Origin of the sequence: Micromonospora vulcania, from assembly GCF_042658605.1 — a bacterium.
Taxonomy (GTDB): Bacteria; Actinomycetota; Actinomycetes; order Mycobacteriales; family Micromonosporaceae; genus Micromonospora; species Micromonospora vulcania.
Genome location: NZ_JBHSQS010000011.1, coordinates 123479 through 140582, shown reverse-complemented (window position 1 = coordinate 140582; position 17104 = coordinate 123479). Strand labels below are relative to the sequence as shown.

Sequence of the window (17104 nt, the reverse complement as noted above, 5' to 3'; positions counted from 1 at the left end):
TGAGAACGCCGCCGCCGGCCCGTCATGCCGCGAATTCCTCATCCGCCGCCAAGAACTCATCCAGCGCGGACAGCGGAATCAACCGAGCACGACCCGCCTTGATCGAACGCAGTCGACCCGATCGCATCAGGACGTACACGGTGTCCCGACAGACGCCGAGCAGGGCCGCAGCCTCAGCCGGGCGGACGCTCTTCTTCTCGCTCATGCTCCGGTCCCTTCCTGCTCTGCGGAGTGATGTGAGGTGATTGCCGAAACGTCGGGTGGGTCGGTCGCGCGTCTTGCGGCGTCGAGTTGGACGCGCCATTGGATGCGCTCGGAGATCGCCCGCAGGACCCGATGCCCGAGCGGCGCAACGTCAGGGTCGGTTGGCTTGGCGAGTTCCCACGCATGCCGTTGCTCGCCACCGGCCGGCGCGGTGTTGGCGTCGGTGGTGACGCCCAGAAGGGCTTTCACCCAGTCGCGGCGGTCGGCGCGGTGGTCGGTGAGTGTCTTGCCGGACCATTGGCGGGAGATGAGGACGCGTCGGCCGCCGATGCCGAGGGTTTCCCGCTTGTGGACCTTGTTCTTGCAGTTGCCGGGTCGCAGGCCCTGCTTGGCCTTCTTGGGTTGGACGCCGTAGAGCAGCCAGTTGGCGCACCGCTCCGAGCACGGCGTGTGCCGCAGCTCTTGCCAGAGCCGTTCCAGGTGCGACCGTTGCCGGCCGGTGGTCACGTCGTGGCAGTCGGCAGCCTGTTTGGTGAGGTACTTGGTGATGTAGCCGACGCACCGATCGGCGTCCTTGGTCCCAGCGAGCACGCCTTTGGCGTCGACCTGGGCACCGAAGCGGGCGACGTGCACAGGTTCGGCGTCAGGGTCGGCGTCGACCAGGTCCAGGGCGTCATCCCACGACGGCAACAACCGGCCGGTGGTCGGGTCGGTGTAGCCGCCAGCGTCGGCGCTCCACTGCGGCGCCCGGCCCGGTTCGTAGACCCGCTGATCGACGGACGGCCACCACACCTGGTGGTACGTGGCGGCGGCGACCTGCCGCACGAGAGCGCGGGGGATGGTGCCCCGGATGGCGAAGTGCGCGTGAGGGGCGAGCCGGCGTTGTGGCTCGACGGCACCGGCGTATTGGACGTTCCAGCCGACCGCGCGGCGCAGGTTCTGCCAGAACCGATCGAGCAGCCGGGGGAAGTGCACGGCATCCCAGGCGGCCCGCCGGTAGTCGTAGCTGTCCGGGTCGACGGGGGTGCCGTCGGAGTGGACCCGGCCGTAGGAGCCGAGGGTGAGGGTCAGGAACATTGACGGCCGGAACACCTGCCCGCCGCGCCCGTCGAAGGTCCGCCCGACCGTCCGGTTCTCCACCGGGAGGCGGGGCAGGTCCGGGGCATCCTGTCGCCGTTTGGTCGACCGGACCCGCCGCTTGCCGTCGCCGTCCTCCTGGTCGTCACCGCCGTGGGGCGGGGCGGGGCGACCGCGCATGCCTTCGGTGGTGATCTGTGATTCCAGTTCGGCGATCGCGTCGTCCAGGTCCGCGACCTGATCCCACTGAGAGACGCGGGCCGCTTCGTCGCGGGCGAATTCGAGGTGCGCGCGGGCGACGATCAGGCCGCGTTGCGCGTCGGTGGCGGGTTGCGGGCCGGGGTCGGGTTCGTCGTCGCGGTGCCAGCCCTCGCGGATCTGCTGCTGGCGTAGCCGGCGGGCGCGGGTGGCGCAGGCGGGGCACTTGGCCTCTTGGGTGGCGCCGCAGGGCATGTCGATGACTTCGGTCTGCCCGGAGTCGAGGTCAGTGCGGCGCAGGCTCACGGGGCGGGTGCAGACGCCGTAGTCGGCGGCGAGGTCCTTGACCACGTCGACGGATCGGGGCATGAGCATCCGGGCGGCCCGGGAGCCCGGCCTCGGCTCCACCACGGTGGCGGGTTCGAGGCCGGGCAGCGTCGGGGTGATGGTCATCGGCCCACCCCCAGCGTCGGGCTGAGGTCGCGGACACGCACGACGGGGCGGGGGTCAGTGGTGGCGTGGTCATCGCGCAGCGGGTCGAACGCCACCACGCCGGCCCGGGTGGTCTTGGCCCGGTACATGGCCGCGTCAGCGTCAGCGAGAGCGGCGGCGAGGCCGACCGGACTGGCGGGTGCGAGGCCGATGCTCGCGGTCACCGACACCGACACCCCGGACGGGAGCCGGACGGGGGTGGCGATCGCGGAGGCGAGCTGCCGCGCGGCAGTGGCCGGGTTCGGGTCGAGCAGGAGTGCGGCGAACTCGTCCCCACCGAGGCGGGCGGGCACGCCGTGGATGGTGCGCAGGCGGGAGGCGACGGCGGTGAGGACCAGGTCCCCGGCGGCGTGGCCGTGGGTGTCGTTGACCGGCTTGAAGCCGTCCAGGTCGACCACGACCACCCACGGGCGCAGTGGCGCGAGCTGTTCCCAGCCAGCGGCGAGGCCCGCCCGGTTCGCCAGGCCGGTCAGCGGGTCGCGGAGGGTGGCCCGTTGCAGGGCTGCCAGTTCGTAGCGGGCGACGTAGAGCCGGTACTGATCCCAGGCGAGCAGGGCAAGGAAGGCGACGAGAAGTAGGCCGGACAGGAGTGCGTCAGTCATCGGGTCACCTCTCCCATCAGCGGAACACCATTGCGGCGAACGAAGGCAGCCGGAGCCACCGGAACGACCGGTGCCGGGTTGGTCGGCTCGACGGGGACCAGGGCGACGGGCTCAGCCACGGCCGGCGCAGGATCCGGCGCGGTGGGCTGCTCGACCGGGCGGGCCGGGGCGGGCTGCTCGACCGGGCGGGCCGACGCGGGGTCGGCGGAGGGCGGGGCGGTGGACAGGACGAGCTTGGACAGGCCGATGAACGCCAGCGCCGGGACGGCGGACAGCAGCCACCCGGACAGGCCCGGCTTGGCCACGGCGAGCTGCGCGGCCAGGGACAGGGCGACGGCCGCGACGAGCAGGAACATCGGGTAGCCGATCGGCCCGCCGCTGCGGCGTCGGCGGCGGATGGTGAGCAGTGCGGCGGCGGGGATGAGTTCGGAAATGACGGCGTTGGCCCAGCCGAACCACTCGCCCGTGCCGGCCGGGCTGTTGTCGAGGGTCCAGTCCTTGACGTGGGTGAACGATGCGGCGCCCGCGAAGCCGGCGACGATGAGCAGGATGACGACGAGGACCAGGCCCTCAGCGCGGTCGGCGCGCGTGGCCGTGGGGTGGGGCTTCATGCGGCACCGTCCAGGATCTCGCCGTCGATCACGCGAAGCCGGCCGTAGGTCTGGGCCATGTCGCGGATCTCGTCATCGGACAGGTAGGAGAAGCGGACCCGCATCGGAGTGGGGTCACCGTCGATAACCACGAAGCCCACGCCGGGCAGGGACTGCGGAATGCGATCGCACAACGCCCCGCGATCGCGCATCCCCTCACCCAGCACCAGGTCCACTTGAGCAGCCTCAGCGAGTCGCAGGCCGATGCGGGTCGGGAACAAATCCCGGAACGGCAGCACCTCCTTGCGGGGGTCCTGAATCGCGGCGACCACGTGCACACCGACCGCCCGCCCCTGGCTGAGCAGAATCGACAACGCGGCTTTGATCCGGTCCTTGAGTTGCCGGTCGGTGAGGTAGGCGGTCAGGTTCGCCAGCTCATCGATCACCAGGACGATCAGCGGCTCATCCGGCGTCGGCGTGTGCTGGCGGGTACGGCCGTAGAGCTTCGCAGCCCGGTCCTTGGCGACCGAAGCGGCTTCCTCGATCAGCTCACACATCGCCGCGTAGTCCTTGCGGGCGAACCGGGTGAACATCGGCGCACCCATGCCGAGTTCCATGCCGCCTTTCGGGTCCAGGCCCCAGATCTGCACCAGCCCGGAGGTGACCCCGGCGGCGAGGGAGCGGACCACGGACCAGATCACCGAACCCTTGCCCGAACCCGTGGCGCCCACGACGAGGACCTGTGTGCCGAACAGGCGCAGCTCGTAGCAGTCGCCATCCTCGCGCTTGCCCACCGGCAGGGCGGTGAACTCGGGAACCGCCGGCACCGGCATCGGACGGACGAGCTTGGCGAGGGGGTCACCGCGGAACAGGTGAAGCAGCACCACATCGGAACGCGGGCCGGGCGCGGCCTTGACCTGCCGGACGCCGAAGGTGTGGGCGAGGCGTTCGGCGACGCGGGCGAAGTCGTCGGGGATCTGCCCGGTCACCATCCGCACGGCCACCACGTCAACACCACCGCCGGAGCGCACCCGACGCAGCACCGGCAGCACGGTGTGCCCGTCGAAGGAGACGGCGAGCTTGGCGGTCACCATCGCCGCCATCCACTTACGGCGGTAGAGCATCCGGCGGTAGCAGGACAGGACCGGCCACCACCCGAAGCGCAGGAACGACGGCCGATGCCCAAACGCCCAACCGGTGGCGGCGGAGGCGACCAGGGCGACGAACCCGACCGGACCGGCCCAGCCGAACCGGCCGTAGAGCCAGGCGAAGAACACCGCCGGGGCGGTGACGTACCAGAACCGCACCGCCACGAAGACCAGCCGGGCCAACGCCTTGAGCGTCCACCAGGTCAGGGCCAGCCACATCGGAATGCGCACGAACGGGGTCCGGACGTTGATCGGAGCGCCCTCGATCCGGTCACCCCGGATCACGTTGACCAGCGGCATTGCTCAGCCCTCCCCGACCGTCGCGGCGGCGGCGAACAGGGCGGCCTGCCCCGGCGTACCGGGACCACGGCGCACCACCCGACGACGCACCGGCGGACGGGCCGGCAGCAGCGCGGCCAGGTTCACGGGTCCGGATTCCGGGGCGGGGACGTGGCGGGTCATGGTCGGCAGCCACCGGCCCCGGCCGAGGACCGCGCGCAGGTCGACGCGGTCGGAGACGTGCGGGGCGATCAGGTCCGGGTCGAGGTGGCGCAGCTTGACCACTGTGCGGGCCAGAGCGGCAGCGGCGGCGGCGATCTCCACTAGCGCGGCCACGCGGACCGCGTCGGCGGGGACGGTGGTGTAGACCTCGCGGGCGGCCCGGATACCAGGGCCAGCGAGGCGCATCACCGTGCGGCGGTGAGTGCGACGGTGGGGGGCGGGGCGCGGGTTCCCGACGATGCGGGCAGCGTCAGCTAGCGTGGGCATCAGCCCAGCTCCTTCCAAGGTGATCGGGTGAGACGCGGGGCGGGAGTCGACTTGGCGGAAGAGGCCCGCCCCGCGCGTTTAGGTCTGGTCAGGCCGCCTGCTTCGTCGCGGTGGCGGTGGGCTCGGTCATGGCGCCCGCGCGGATCGACCACGCCTGACGCGCCCGGCACTTCCCCGAGCCCTTGCACCGCTGGCTGTCGACGTACGGCGTCAGCGTCACGTCGGTGAAGGTGACCGCCGGCGGGTAGCCGGGGATCTTCGACGCCGGCGGGACCGGCTGGACCGGGGCGGCGATCTTCACCTTGACTTCCTTGGTTCCGCCGAACTTCCCGGCCTCCGGGTCCAGGTCCAGGACCTTGACCACCCACAGCCGCTCGCCGGTGTCCTTGTCGCGGGCCTGGTCGTCGCCCTGGCCGCGCTTGTCGAAGTCCGTCATCGGCTCCACGCCCAGGCACAGCGCACCCTGCGGGAAGACGTAATCGAACGGAACCGGAACCTTGATCGAGTTGGGGACTGCCACTGTCGACTCCTGTCGTCTGCCGCTGGCCTTCGGCCGGCTCTGGCGGTTTGAGTGCGGCTCGCGCCGCATGGCATCACGCTAGCCGCACTTTTAGTACTAGGCAACACTTAAAGTGCTAGAGATTGACTACTGCGCATGGAAATCGCCCGCCACCAACCGGAGAGGGTTGGTGGCGGGCGATTGGGTTGCAGCGGAGGGCCGTCCTGCGTGGACGTTGGACTAGCTCAGGCCAAGCCGGTCCGCAAGCTCACGGAGGCCCGGCTCATCGGCCAGATCCGACCGCAGCATGTCCGTCATGAGCCGTTGCACTAGTGGGTGAGCGGGTGCTTGCTCCGGTGCTACCTCGACTGCGCGTGAAAGCGCCTCGACCACACCGGGCACGTTCCGTCGCTGAGAATGAGCGCGAGCCACGTCGATAAGGAAGCGGCCCTGTCGCTCAGGCGAGAGGCTGGACGGATCCACGTTTGCAGCGCCACGCAGCGCGCGACCCGCGTCCCCCAACTCGACCGCCACCGCAACTTCGTGAAGTGCGACGTTGGTTGGGCCGAACTCGGTGTTGTAGTCGTTCCGGTCCTCGCCAAGCCGTTGCGCTGCCCGACCGGCAATCGCGAGCTCTTCGTAAGCCGCTTCCGCGTCGTTCCGCCGGGCAGCCACCACGGCTAGCTGCAGGTGCAGAGCACCCCAGATCGAGAGCGCTTCCGGCTCGTCCGCCTCCGCCCGATCCTCCAGGGCGGCCGCTGCTGTGGCGGCTGTCTGCTGTGCGCGATCGAGCCTCCGAGCAGCCTGGAACACCAGCGTCAGGCGAAACGCTCCCTCTGCCATGAGTAGCGTGTCCCCGGATCGCTCGGCGGCACTGATCGCCCGGTCGGCGGCCACCCAAGCCGCGCCCGGCTCGGACATCCTGGCGAGCACGGCAGCACAGGCGTGGTAGGCCCGCGCGAGAGCCGCAAACACTGCCCGCTGCGCCTCACCCTCCGTCGTCCGTGCCGCAGTTTCCAGGTCCGGCAGCAGGGCCACCAACATCGCACCCACCTGGCTGAACTCGGAGGCGTGCGTGTACGTCCAGGCTTCCGCGACTCTGGCCGACAACTCATCAACGTCAGCCGGGTCGTGGCTGGTGCCGAGCACCGCCGCCAGGGCGTGACTGGAGCTGAGCGCAAGGCCCAGCTCGGTCGCGGCGGGTGGCTCCTCGTGAGCGGCGGCGACAACCGGCGCCTCAGGGGCCAGCTCGGAAAGCGGCACCTCCAAGACGCCTGCGAGACGTTCAAGGACCGTCATTCGATCGATCTTCCGCACGCCGCGCTCAACCTGGGATAGCCAGGTCTCCGAGCGATCAATCAGGCGGGCGAACTCCCGCTGTGACAGCCCACGACGTTGCCGGTAGAAGGCGATCCGTCGACCGACGGCCCGCTCCGAGGGTGTGCCGTCACTCATGACCCACTCACGCCCTTGCTGCCGAGCGGGTCCAAGAACTCCACCCGGACGCCGGACAAGTACTGCTCGCGCTCGGACAGGAACCGCAGGGTGTGAGGCTGACGCTCGTGCGCGTCGAAGGCCGCACGGTCCCGATAGACCTCGTAGAAGACACGCGCCAACGGCTCACCTTCCACCAGATGCGTGGCGTACACGAGCGTGCCCGGCTCGTCCTGCTGAATGCCGGGCAACGTCTCGGCCGCGAGCCGATCGAAGCCCGCCGCAGCATCCTCATCCTTGAGGTCAAAACGGACTACCAACGCGAACATGGGCAACCTCCTGGATAGTGAGCCGCACTCTATGTACGCCATGGTACCGGCGATGCTGGGCGTAGCTGTGATCCGCCAACTGATCCGCTACACATCTCCTCCGGTGATGTGCGACGGGGGTTAGGGCTTAGCGCTAGGTCGGCGGAGTGTGAGTGCACGGAGTAGCCGATGACAGCGCCTTGGCTCGGTCCTGCATGTCGTCCCGGCGTTAGGGTCGCGAGCATGACCGATGAAGAGGCTCGCGAGATCGCATCTGCCTTCCTCGCTGACCGCATTGACGAGATCCGCACCGGTGAATGGGTGGTCACCGGTGCGTGGGAGCACGAGACCGCGTGGTCCGTGGGCTACCAGTCCCGCGCCTTCGTCGAGTCAGGCCGCATCTCCGACGCGTTGGCCGGCAACGGGCCTGTGGTTGTGCCCAAGTCCGGCGCGGACCCATGGCTGTCCTGGTCCGGTCGGCCGGTGGAAGAACAGATCGCCGAGGGCCGGCCCACCCTCGGCTGAACGCACTACATGCCACGATCCGCGCGGACGTCGCTGATCAGTTGGCGGACGACTGTCGCACGTCAGCCGACGGAGGACAGATGCTGGGCATAGCTCGTTGCCGAATTGCCCTCTACAGAATCAAGGCGGCCCGCAAGCGGGCCGCGCCGGTCGCGCTCGGCCTGCTGGCGGCGCAAGCGCCGGCATCAGCCGGCGCGCCGGCCGACAAGGGCGTTGCCTCCGGCGGGGGCCAGACGACTCCGAGATGGAGTTGCCGAATGGTTGCGGTTCGTGGGTGGTGGGATGCCATCCCGCCAGCCACCGACTTAGGCAGAGCCGAGCAGTCCAGGGCCAGGGCGACAAGGTCGTTCGTCCGGTGGGGCGCTCCACCTTGTCGCCCTGGCCCTGGACCGCACCACGGTGTGTGGGTCGGCGGCAGACGGGATGGCAGCTTCGGCGTGAGCAGCAGCCGGGCCTCTGCCGACGGGCCGTGTTGCAGCCTTTTGGTGACCGTGGCCCGGCTGCTCAACGAGGGCTCTAGCAGCGTTTAACGTTCAACGCGGCTACGCCGCCATCTTCGGTGCTAGGGATCGCAGCACCATCGCGCCCAAAGCAAGTTTCTCGGAAGCCTTAGCGTAAGTCCCAGAATTCCCGTACTTGATCGCCATTAGATGATTGACCAACATCGGCTGCTCGGGGTGAACCATGACCGGCTCTTGCTTCCGCCAACCCCTGGCCGAGATCTGGCGGAAGAGAGAAGATTTTCTTTCTTCGCTAATGAGATCGAGGTGTGCGGCTCGCATGACCAGCGCTTGGATTGCAATTCCCCAGTGCGCCTTAAGCCGGGCGTACTCTTTCAGTGTCAGACCAGATTCAAAAACCGTCTTGGCTCTCTCCTGGGGCATCAGTAGCGCCCCGGCGAATCTATTCGCTTCGGCTTCTGGATCTGCTGCCGATCGACGTCGAGTGTGGAGAACTAGATGCCCGAGTTCATGAGCTAGGGTGTAGCGCAGTCGATCCCCAGGCCCATTACTAAAGTATCCAACTAGAGCAGGCTCTTCTCTGCTGGGCCAGAACGAGATGCCAAAATGCCCGACGATCTCATCCGATGCGTCGTGGCTTCCTGGCAACGTCAGTGGGACGACCGCAATACCTGCGCGTTCACAAGACCGCGTCAGGTGCCGGATTGGACCATCGTCCCCGATCTGCAATGCTTCACGAGTCTCATTTGCTAACCGCTCAATGTCATCGGCGGTAATGTCCCCTTGTGCAATGGGGAGATCAGGCAGCGGATAGTGTGTCTCGGCAAAAAGCGAGGAAACTACTCGATACGCCTCATCGAAAAGAGCCTTTACGCGCTTGGTGTCACCAACTCTGGCGCTGGCAGCTTTCCTGAAACGGAGTGAACCAAGCGGGATCTCCGGTGGCAGTATGTCAAAGAACAGTTTCGGAGTGTTCGTTGCAGACGCAACGGCGTAAAGGAGGTCATCTGTCGCCTCCTTTACGCCGTTTTCAACTTGCGAGATAAGGGACTGGCTGACGCCGGCCGCTTCGGCGAGTTCGATTTGAGAAATGCCGAGCAGTCGACGAACAGCGCGGATCCGCTCACCCGCCAGAGCCGTAGACACCTCCACCATCCCCTTCCTCGAACGCAATTGGCAGGGTCAGCCCTTCGTCGGTGGGAACGAACTCCAGGTTGTTCAGCTCGTCCGGGTCCTCGGGCAGGATGAAGTCCAGATCGAGCCTAGCCTTCTGGCCGTTCTTCCAGGCCCCAACCGGACGAACCACCCGGACCTCGGGCTGTCCGATCTCCTCGTCGAAGGTCCAAATTCCGATCAACTTGCTTGAAGCCGGCCCGAACAGAGTCCGGTCCGGGTTCCGGTAGTAGTCGATCCGAGCCTGATTCGGCCCGGGAGCAGGGATGGCGCCCTCGTGGTTCGGACGGAGGAGCCGAAGGTTCATCGCCCCGTTGTGGAGGAGGGCCTGGCCGTTAGGCCGCCGCCGAGCCACCCGCCACTCGCCCAGCCTCGTGTTACTGAGGATGTCGATGACGTGACCGCGAGTCAGGTGCGCCACGAAGGGCGCGTAGTCCTTGGCGCTCATGTCGTGGCGCTTGAAGTGGTCAAGAGCTCGCTCGCTGCCCTTGGTGAGAGCCTCGTGCAGAGGCTCGCAGACGGGTGCGAGGGCAGCCAGGATGAACTCACGCTCGGCTTCGGTGGCCATGCCGGTGATATTATCACCCCAGATTTCACACTCAAGCCTTCCGGTTCGGCGGGTTGCGCGGCAGAGGGTCCCGCAGGAATACGCGAGGGTAGCTCAGATAGAACGTCTGTGCGAGGGTGGGATTTCCACGCACCAGGATTCCGGAGAGAGGCGTCAGCTGTACAGCCATCCGTACAGCCAAGCCGGCGGACCGAGCCGGTCATGAGTGGACGCAAGCCGACGGGACGAGCAGGTCAGCCGCACTGGCCGACGCCGGCCGACAGCAGTCTTGATCTTTGCAAGGCAGGGGTTAGGGGTTCGAGTCCCCTGGGCTCCACCAGCACTTTCCCTTGGTTGATCTCACCTGCTTGTCGGACCACTGTTCGGTCGGGAAGTAGTCGCCCTCGGGGCAGTTCGATCAGACCTTCAGGACGTCCACGTCGTACAGCGCTATTGACGCGTCGCGGGACGCGAGGGCCAGATTCTCGGTGATCGCCTGGGCTACCAACATGCGGTCGAAGGGATCGCGGTGATGCGGTGGCAGACGGCCTGCGGCGATGGCGTGGGCGTGGGTCACCGGTAGTTCGCGGAAGCCCATGTCTTTGATCCGCTCGGCGAGGTCAGGGGGGCCGGCGAGTTTCCCCGTGCTCTGTTTGATGGTGATCTCCCACAGGGTGACCGGGGAGAGGAAGATGTCCGGATCGTGGCGTAGTCGGTCGAGGAAATCGGTGCCAAGGGTCGCGTCGCCGGTGATGGCCCAGAGCGCGACGTGGGTGTCCAGCAGCAGGGTCATGCGCCGATGCCGAAGTCGGTGGCGATCTCGGCGTTGGTCTGTGGTGAGTCCCAGTCGCCGGAGAGGTCCAGTTGCCCGGCGAGGGATCCGACCGCGGTGCGGTTGGCCCGCCGGACCAGCGGCACGACCTTGGCCACCGGTGTGCCGGCCCGGTCGATGATGATCTCCTCGCCGTGTTCCACCCGTTCGATGATGCGCGACAAGTGGGTCTTGGCATCATGCATGTTGTAGTGCGCGGCCTCGGCCGACATGGCGCAACCTCCTCCGGTTAGCTAAGCGCTTAGTTTACCCTGCTTGACCCCAAGCGCCATTGGTTCGGCTGCTTGGGGCGGAGTCCTGAGAGGCGGGCGGTGGTGAATCGCGACGTGATCAGTGCAGGAACGTGAAAACCGTTTCCGCGGCGTTCACTCGCTGCGGTGCGCCAACGAGGCGATGAACGCCGACGGTGAAAAGCACGTCGTCCGGAGCGTGGAACGCTTCCTCCGCGAAGCCGGCATCACGGAGCCACGACCGGATGGCTGGTGTCAGGTCCGGTGCCCGCCGCGCCCTGGTCCAGATCACGGTGGCGCCCTCCGCACACAACTGGGGCAGGGCGGCAACGGTTCGCCGTACGTCGATGTCGGAGACGTTGCCGAAGACACCGACCATGAGCAGCAGATCAGCCGGAACCGCGCCGGCGTACGACGAGAGCTGCCCAGCGTCTGTCTGCTCGACCACGAGGTTCGAGAGCCCGGCCTGGCGGGCGGCGGCTCGGGCGGCGGCGACATTGCCCGCGTCGTACTCAAGAAGGGTTGCCTGGACCCGATGGGCGTCGGGCCGTGCGGCCAGGACGCCGATCAGGTCATGGCCCTGCCCCGCGCACGCGCTCACCACGGTCAACCGCTGCTCGGAACGCTGGTCGAGCCACGAGGCGATGTGCTGCTGCACCAGCCGCAGTCGACGCGACAGCGGGGAGTCTTCGTCGGCGTACGGCTCATGCCACGTCTGCCAGTGCGTCCGGGTGGTCATCCGAGTCACTGTGCCAGGCCATGGCCAGCGGTACCGGCGGCCAAGGGTTGCACCTGGGCGACATCATGACCGGGTGCGTCTCGTGATCATGTTGCGACGGTCTCCGGCCGTGGTGACCCTCGGGTGCGTGCTGCTCGTCGTGGCCGGTGGGGCGCTGCTCTGGCTGCCGTTCCACACGCAGACCGCGCTCGACGACTGGGGGACCGAACTTCGGGTTCGAGGCCTGCCGGCGCGGGCGGTCGTCTACGACCAGGTGACGAAGCGCGGTGGCAGCTCGCAGACCATGTACTTCCGGTACGAGGTGTCCGGCCGGACGTACGAGCAGGAGGTCGCCTGCGTCGAGGTGTGCCGATCAGCCGGCGACCAGGTGCCGATCTGGGTCAACCGCGCGGACCCGACCGACTTCGTCACCGACTTCGGCCAGCTCAGCGGGCATCGTGGTCGATTTCAAGGAGTGTTGGGCGCCGCCGGTTTCGCGGTACTGGTCCTGGCGATTCCCCTGCTGCTCTCCCGGATCCCCTTTGGACGCTGGTTTCCGCCCCGCCCGCCCCGTTCGCGGCGGCGGCCTGCTGCCTCGGTCTGGGGCGGCGCCGGTTTCACGAGCCGTTCCAAGCACAAGCGGAGAATCCGACGCTGACCGCGGGCCGACTGCGGCGGGGTCAGACGCCGCGTTGAGCATTATGACTCTCAGGTATAAATATGACTCTCAGGTATGACGCTCGTCCTGGCGGGTGCCGCCGGACGTCGGTTGCTCAGCCGGGCTCTGTGCGTCGGGCCGGGACTGCGGCAGGTGCTCCGCCAGCCTGGTCAGCGCGCCGTTGGCGAAGGTCGCACCGAGCGCGGAACCGGTGGCGATGGTCCAACCGACCGGCCCCAGCGGGGTGCAGCCGAAGAACTGGCTGACGCCGGGCGTCTGCACCACCACGACCAGCACCCCCAGCGACGCCGCCGTGGACGCCAGGACCATCGGGCTCGTGCCGCCGGCCAGGATGGTCTGGCCGAGCTGGGTGCCGACCAGCGAGACCAGTGCAACCGTGCCGGCCCGCTGGCGGCGGCCGGTGTAGCGGGCCAACGTCCAGCCGACGGTGGCGCCCAGCGTGGTGGACGCGGCGCGCAGCCCGATCTCCCTGGTGAGGGTTTCACCGAGCGAGGCGTCCGGGCCTTCCCGAAGCAGGTCGTCGGTGCGATCCGACGCGGGCGGACGGACCGCGATGGCCAGCGCCGGTGCCAGGTCGGTGAGCAGGTTGACCAGCAGCAACTGCCGCCCGGTGAGCGCGGAGCGACCCGTTGCCGCTGCGGTGAGCACACTGAACGCGATCTCGCCGAGGTTGCCGCCGACCAGGATGCTGAGCGCGTGCCGGACCGACGACCACATGGCCCGACCCTCGACCAGGGTGGCGATGATGGTCTCCAGCCGGTCGTCGGTGACCACCAGATCGGCGGCGGCCCGTGCCGCCGGGGTGCCCCGTTGGCCGAGCGCGATGCCCACGTCGGCGAGCCGGATCGCGGGGGCGTCGTTGGCGCCGTCGCCGGTCATCGCCACGGTCCGCCCGCACTTCTGCAGCGCCTGGATGATGCGTACCTTGTGCGCCGGGGTGCAGCGGGCCACCACGTCGGTGCTGGCTAGGCGCTCGGCGAGTGCCTCGTCGTCCAGTTGGTCGAGTTCGCCGGCGGTGACCACGCGCTGCTCGTCGTGTTCGCTGATGGTGGCGGCGATCGCCTCGGCGGTGGCCGGGTGGTCTCCGGTGATCATGATGGTGTGCACGCCGGCCTGCCGGATCCGGCGTACCGCGGGGGCGGCGCTCTCCCGGACGCCGTCGGCGAGGGCCAGGAAGCCCACGAAGGTCAGCCCCCGGACGTCCTCGTCGGTCACCTTCGAGTCGTCGACCTGGCACTCGGCGACGGCCAGGATCCGGTGTCCCGCCCCCGCCCGGTCGGCCAGCACCCGTTGCAGCTCCGCCCGGCCGGCGTCGTCCAGCGGTTCTCGCCGGCCGTCGGTGCGCCGGTCCGAGCAGCGCGGCAGCACGGTCTCCGGTGCGCCCTTGACACTCAGCAGCAGGTGGCCGTCACTCTCCCCGACGCTGGCGTGGTAGCCGCGGGACGGCTCGAACGGCAGTCCGCCGGCAGCCTGCCAGCCGGGAGCACCGGTCTGCTCCACCACCTCGGCCACCCCGGCACCTCGCCGGACCGCCCGGTCGGTCTGCAACGCCAGCTCTTCGGGGTTGGCTGCGGCGGGAGTGGCCCGCAACGCCGCGGCGAGTGTCAACCGGAGTCGGTCGTCCAGCCGGTCCAGTGGGGAGTACCGGTCGGCGACGCCATCGCCGACCCCGGCGAGCAGCAACTGACCCTCGGTGAGGGTGCCGGTCTTGTCGAAGCAGAGCACGTCCACCCGACCCAGCGCCTCGATGGTGCGCGGGTTGCGGACCAGGGCGCCGTGCTCGGCCAGCCGCCGGGCGGCGGCCAGCTGCGCCGCACTGACCAGAAAAGGCAGCCCCTCCGGCACCGACGCCACGGCCAGGTTCGCGGCGGTCGCCGCCGTTTCGGCCAGCGGTACGCCCCGAAGCAGGCCGGCGCCGGCCACCGCCACCGCCGAACCGGCGGCCAGTGGAATGGCGGCGCTGGTCAACTTGCCCAGCCGAGCCTCGACTCCGCTGGTCGGCGGTGCCTGCCGGACCAACGCCAGGCTGCGTCCCGCCTCGGTGTCGGCGCCGATGGCCACCACCACGGCGGTGCCGTGCCCGGCGGCGATCGTGGTGCCGTCGTACAGCATCGAGTGCCGGTCGGCGACGGCGGCGGCGACCACCGGTCGGTCCGACTTGCCGACCGGCAGGGATTCGCCGGTCAGTGACGACTCGTCCGCCTCCAGCCCGACGGATTCGAGCACCCGGCAGTCGGCGGGTACCGAATCACCCGATTCGAGGGTGATGACGTCCCCGAGGACCAGGTCCTCGGCGGCGACCACCCGCTCGGTGCCGTCCCGACGGACCCGGGCGGTCACCGCCGACCGGGACAGCAACTCCGCCAGTGATCGTTCGGTGTTGCGCTCGTGCACCGCACCGATCAGGGCGGACCCGCCGACCACACCACCGACCAGCGCGGCGTCGACGAGCGAGCCGAACGACGCGGAGAGCACCGCCCCGGCGGCCAGTACCGGGGTGAGCGGGTTGGCCAACTCGTCCACGAACGCGCGCAGCAGGCCACCGCCCGCGGGTGTGGCACCGTCGCTCGCGCCGTGTCCGTCGTTGCGGCGTTGGGCCTCCGCGCTGTCCAGGCCGTCCGGGCCGCTACCGAGCCGGTCGAACACGGTGCTGACCGGCATCAGGTGCCAGGCGGTCGCCACCGCTGCCGGGGTGTCCGGCTGGTCGGGCAGTCTGCGGGCCCGCCAGACACCGTGCGCGAAGGCCAGCCCGGCCGCGCCGTTGACCGCGTGGAACGTCCGGTGGGGAAGCTGGGTCGGTACGGCGGTGAACGCACTCAGCGCACCCAGGCCGGTGCCGGCCATGGCGAGCCGGATGTTCTGTTGGGTCATCCGCCGAGCCACCCCGGCCGCCTCGACGAGCAGAGCGACCACCCGCAGGTCCGCGCCGACCAGCAGGTGCGCCCCCCACGGCGGCAGATCCTCCGGACCGGCCACTCCGAGGCCACAGTCGGACGCGCCGAGCGCGGTCCGGTCGGCGGACACCAGCATCACGACGGCCCCGTCGCGCTGCAGCGTGCGTACCGAGTCGGCGAGTTGTTCCCCGCCCGGCAGTACGGCGTCGGCGAAGCCGTACCGCTGCTTGTCGCCGCCGGCCACGATCAGCCGCAGGCCCGCGTGTCGAGCGGCGGTCGGCAGGCCGTCGACGCCCGGGGCCGGCTCCGGTTCGACCCGCAGCAGCGCGGCGAGCCGGTCACCGTGGACCAGCCCGAGCAGTTGGCCGCCGGCCGCCCGCAACCGGTCGCCGTCCGGGATCTCGGTGGTCTGGGCAGCGGGCACCTGGTTCAGGGGCCCGAGCCGCCAACCGTCGGCCGTTCGCGAGCCGGCCGGATCCGCCGGGTCGAACAGCGCGAACGCCCGCTCCGCCACCTGGTCGATGTCCACTCCGGGTGCCGGGGCCAGGTCGGCCAGTACGCCCCGGTCGGAGCCGAGCATCGCGGAGTCCAGCACCAGCGTGTCGAGCCGGTCCAGTTCCCGCAGCACACTGCCGTCCATGGCGATCACACCGCGTCGGGCCAGGATCCGGCCGAGCTGGGCGGCGTACCCCTCGCGCCCGCTGCCCGGAGCCTTGGGCAGGGCGGACAGGCCCAGCGCGGCGGCCCGCTTGGGACCGGCGAACGGCGCAGCGGCCGCCGCAGCGGCCGCGCCGGCGGCCAGCGCCCGGTTGATGTACTGCTCGACCGGGCCGTCCGGTTTCGGCCGGGGTCGCTCGCCGACCGTCCAGCGGGCGACGGCGTGCTCCGGGTCCCCGGTCAGCCGTGGCTCGGCCTGCTCCCACGCGGTGAGCTGGGCCCGCGCCTCACCCCACTGCACGATCCGTTGGGCGCCGTCCAGGACGATCCCGGCCCAGCCACCGGCCAGCCCCTGCACCACCGCCTCGGCGAGCGGAAAGAGCATGTCGGCGCGCGGGTCGGCGCGCAGCCCTCGACCGGCCAGTGCGTGCAGCTTCGGTTGCAGGTCCATCGCGGTGAACAACCCGGCCACCTCGCCGGGTACCGGCGCGAACGGCAGGATCCGGGTGGCCGCCGAGATCGTCAGGCCCAGCGCGTCCGAAGCCAACGCGCCGAGGGTGCGCGGGGTTCGCGGCCCCTCCTCCGGCGGGTGCGGGGGCGGGATCTCCGGGTCGGGCTCGTGGTCACAGGTCCGTTCGATCCGGGCGATCGCGGTGATCAGGTCACGTAGCTTCGGCTCGGGGGTCTGCATGGCGACCACCACCCGGCCGGACGGGGCGTTCACCCGGGCCCACGCCACGCCGGGCACCCGCTCCACCGCACGCTCCACCTGGCGGGCCAGTCGGTCACCGCCGTCCTGGCAGACGCCGTGCACCTCGATGTGGTGCCGGCCGGGTCGGGACCAGACCCGCCGCCGGGTCAGCCCGGCGGTCCGGGCCAGCTTGTTCGCGGCCGAGCCGATGGTCCGGGACGCCTCACCCACCAGGTTCGGCACGCCGAGGGACGGCAGGAACCGGCCGGCTGCGCGACCCGCCGCCGTCATCGAGGCGTACGGCTGGACGGACGCCGGCCCGACTCCCCGCTGCTGTTGTTCCTGCCGTCGGTCATCTCGTCCCCCCACCGCATCAC

The 17104-nt window shown here is 69.7% G+C and carries 17 protein-coding genes; 2 read left to right on the top strand and 15 right to left on the bottom strand.

Annotated elements, in window-relative coordinates; translation table 11 throughout:
• Positions 1 to 22: 22 nt before the first annotated feature.
• The 9 genes from ACFQGL_RS19885 to ACFQGL_RS19845 all read right to left on the bottom strand — a co-directional run bounded on the left by ACFQGL_RS19885 (position 23) and on the right by ACFQGL_RS19845 (position 7341).
• Positions 23 to 205 (bottom strand): helix-turn-helix domain-containing protein, encoded by a 183-nt coding sequence (locus tag ACFQGL_RS19885; RefSeq protein WP_334626924.1) that lies wholly within the window; start codon positions 203 to 205, stop codon positions 23 to 25.
• The gene (locus tag ACFQGL_RS19880) at positions 202 to 1932 is read right to left on the bottom strand and encodes a replication initiator (protein ID WP_377513678.1); all 1731 of its coding nucleotides are present in this window, start codon (positions 1930 to 1932) and stop codon (positions 202 to 204) included. Before ACFQGL_RS19880 ends, ACFQGL_RS19885 begins: the two co-directional genes overlap by 4 nt.
• Entirely contained in the window at positions 1929 to 2573 is a 645-nt protein-coding gene (locus tag ACFQGL_RS19875; RefSeq protein WP_377513677.1) for a GGDEF domain-containing protein, read from the bottom strand. Before ACFQGL_RS19875 ends, ACFQGL_RS19880 begins: the two co-directional genes overlap by 4 nt.
• The gene (locus tag ACFQGL_RS19870; RefSeq protein WP_377513676.1) at positions 2570 to 3184 is read right to left on the bottom strand and encodes a DUF2637 domain-containing protein; all 615 of its coding nucleotides are present in this window, start codon (positions 3182 to 3184) and stop codon (positions 2570 to 2572) included. Before ACFQGL_RS19870 ends, ACFQGL_RS19875 begins: the two co-directional genes overlap by 4 nt.
• Positions 3181 to 4611: an FtsK/SpoIIIE domain-containing protein gene (locus tag ACFQGL_RS19865; RefSeq protein ID WP_377513675.1), complete on the bottom strand. Its 1431-nt coding sequence runs from the start codon at positions 4609 to 4611 to the stop codon at positions 3181 to 3183. Before ACFQGL_RS19865 ends, ACFQGL_RS19870 begins: the two co-directional genes overlap by 4 nt.
• A gap of 3 nt (positions 4612 to 4614) precedes the next feature.
• Positions 4615 to 5079: a hypothetical protein gene (locus tag ACFQGL_RS19860; RefSeq protein ID WP_377513674.1), complete on the bottom strand. Its 465-nt coding sequence runs from the start codon at positions 5077 to 5079 to the stop codon at positions 4615 to 4617.
• 88 nt (positions 5080 to 5167) lie between these two features.
• Positions 5168 to 5599, bottom strand: a complete 432-nt coding sequence (locus ACFQGL_RS19855; protein WP_377513673.1) for a hypothetical protein — start codon at positions 5597 to 5599, stop codon at positions 5168 to 5170.
• 219 nt (positions 5600 to 5818) lie between these two features.
• On the bottom strand, positions 5819 to 7033 hold the full coding sequence (locus tag ACFQGL_RS19850) for a helix-turn-helix domain-containing protein (RefSeq protein WP_377513672.1): 1215 nt from the start codon (positions 7031 to 7033) through the stop codon (positions 5819 to 5821).
• Positions 7030 to 7341 carry a putative quinol monooxygenase gene (locus ACFQGL_RS19845; protein WP_328419608.1) on the bottom strand — a complete coding sequence of 104 codons (312 nt, stop codon included), beginning with the start codon at positions 7339 to 7341 and terminating at the stop codon, positions 7030 to 7032. Before ACFQGL_RS19845 ends, ACFQGL_RS19850 begins: the two co-directional genes overlap by 4 nt.
• A 222-nt stretch (positions 7342 to 7563) precedes the next feature.
• On the opposite strand from ACFQGL_RS19845, the gene ACFQGL_RS19840 reads away from it, so the two are divergent.
• Entirely contained in the window at positions 7564 to 7845 is a 282-nt protein-coding gene (locus ACFQGL_RS19840) for a YrhB domain-containing protein (RefSeq protein ID WP_377513671.1), read from the top strand.
• 542 nt (positions 7846 to 8387) lie between these two features.
• On the opposite strand, the gene ACFQGL_RS19835 is transcribed toward ACFQGL_RS19840, so the two are convergent.
• The 5 genes from ACFQGL_RS19835 to ACFQGL_RS19815 all read right to left on the bottom strand — a co-directional run bounded on the left by ACFQGL_RS19835 (position 8388) and on the right by ACFQGL_RS19815 (position 11746).
• Positions 8388 to 9452, bottom strand: a complete 1065-nt coding sequence (locus tag ACFQGL_RS19835) for a helix-turn-helix domain-containing protein (RefSeq protein ID WP_377513670.1) — start codon at positions 9450 to 9452, stop codon at positions 8388 to 8390.
• The gene (locus tag ACFQGL_RS19830; RefSeq protein WP_377513669.1) at positions 9430 to 10047 is read right to left on the bottom strand and encodes a hypothetical protein; all 618 of its coding nucleotides are present in this window, start codon (positions 10045 to 10047) and stop codon (positions 9430 to 9432) included. Before ACFQGL_RS19830 ends, ACFQGL_RS19835 begins: the two co-directional genes overlap by 23 nt.
• 397 nt (positions 10048 to 10444) lie before the next feature.
• Positions 10445 to 10819: a type II toxin-antitoxin system VapC family toxin gene (locus ACFQGL_RS19825; RefSeq protein WP_377513668.1), complete on the bottom strand. Its 375-nt coding sequence runs from the start codon at positions 10817 to 10819 to the stop codon at positions 10445 to 10447.
• Positions 10816 to 11070, bottom strand: coding sequence for a type II toxin-antitoxin system Phd/YefM family antitoxin (locus ACFQGL_RS19820; protein WP_377513667.1), 255 nt, complete (start codon positions 11068 to 11070; stop codon positions 10816 to 10818). Before ACFQGL_RS19820 ends, ACFQGL_RS19825 begins: the two co-directional genes overlap by 4 nt.
• Before the next feature lie 118 nt (positions 11071 to 11188).
• Positions 11189 to 11746, bottom strand: coding sequence for a class I SAM-dependent methyltransferase family protein (locus ACFQGL_RS19815; protein ID WP_377513666.1), 558 nt, complete (start codon positions 11744 to 11746; stop codon positions 11189 to 11191).
• 154 nt (positions 11747 to 11900) lie between these two features.
• On the opposite strand from ACFQGL_RS19815, the gene ACFQGL_RS19810 reads away from it, so the two are divergent.
• Positions 11901 to 12464 (top strand): DUF3592 domain-containing protein, encoded by a 564-nt coding sequence (locus ACFQGL_RS19810; RefSeq protein ID WP_377513665.1) that lies wholly within the window; start codon positions 11901 to 11903, stop codon positions 12462 to 12464.
• 69 nt (positions 12465 to 12533) lie between these two features.
• Here ACFQGL_RS19810 and ACFQGL_RS19805 read toward each other — a convergent pair whose 3' ends face one another.
• Positions 12534 to 17018, bottom strand: a complete 4485-nt coding sequence (locus ACFQGL_RS19805; protein WP_377513790.1) for a cation-translocating P-type ATPase — start codon at positions 17016 to 17018, stop codon at positions 12534 to 12536.
• Positions 17019 to 17104 lie beyond the last annotated feature (86 nt).

Excerpts from the sequence above, each read along its gene's own strand:
- ACFQGL_RS19885 (WP_334626924.1), bottom strand. The coding sequence starts at position 205 with ATGAGCGAGAAGAAGAGCGTCCGCCCGGCTGAGGCTGCGGCCCTGCTC.
- ACFQGL_RS19880 (WP_377513678.1), bottom strand. The coding sequence starts at position 1,932 with ATGACCATCACCCCGACGCTGCCCGGCCTCGAACCCGCCACCGTGGTG.
- ACFQGL_RS19875 (WP_377513677.1), bottom strand. The coding sequence starts at position 2,573 with ATGACTGACGCACTCCTGTCCGGCCTACTTCTCGTCGCCTTCCTTGCC.
- ACFQGL_RS19870 (WP_377513676.1), bottom strand. The coding sequence starts at position 3,184 with ATGAAGCCCCACCCCACGGCCACGCGCGCCGACCGCGCTGAGGGCCTG.
- ACFQGL_RS19865 (WP_377513675.1), bottom strand. The coding sequence starts at position 4,611 with ATGCCGCTGGTCAACGTGATCCGGGGTGACCGGATCGAGGGCGCTCCG.
- ACFQGL_RS19860 (WP_377513674.1), bottom strand. The coding sequence starts at position 5,079 with ATGCCCACGCTAGCTGACGCTGCCCGCATCGTCGGGAACCCGCGCCCC.
- ACFQGL_RS19850 (WP_377513672.1), bottom strand. The coding sequence starts at position 7,033 with ATGAGTGACGGCACACCCTCGGAGCGGGCCGTCGGTCGACGGATCGCC.
- ACFQGL_RS19845 (WP_328419608.1), bottom strand. The coding sequence starts at position 7,341 with ATGTTCGCGTTGGTAGTCCGTTTTGACCTCAAGGATGAGGATGCTGCG.
- ACFQGL_RS19840 (WP_377513671.1), top strand. The coding sequence starts at position 7,564 with ATGACCGATGAAGAGGCTCGCGAGATCGCATCTGCCTTCCTCGCTGAC.
- ACFQGL_RS19830 (WP_377513669.1), bottom strand. The coding sequence starts at position 10,047 with ATGGCCACCGAAGCCGAGCGTGAGTTCATCCTGGCTGCCCTCGCACCC.
- ACFQGL_RS19825 (WP_377513668.1), bottom strand. The coding sequence starts at position 10,819 with ATGACCCTGCTGCTGGACACCCACGTCGCGCTCTGGGCCATCACCGGC.
- ACFQGL_RS19820 (WP_377513667.1), bottom strand. The coding sequence starts at position 11,070 with ATGTCGGCCGAGGCCGCGCACTACAACATGCATGATGCCAAGACCCAC.
- ACFQGL_RS19805 (WP_377513790.1), bottom strand. The coding sequence starts at position 17,018 with ATGACGGCGGCGGGTCGCGCAGCCGGCCGGTTCCTGCCGTCCCTCGGC.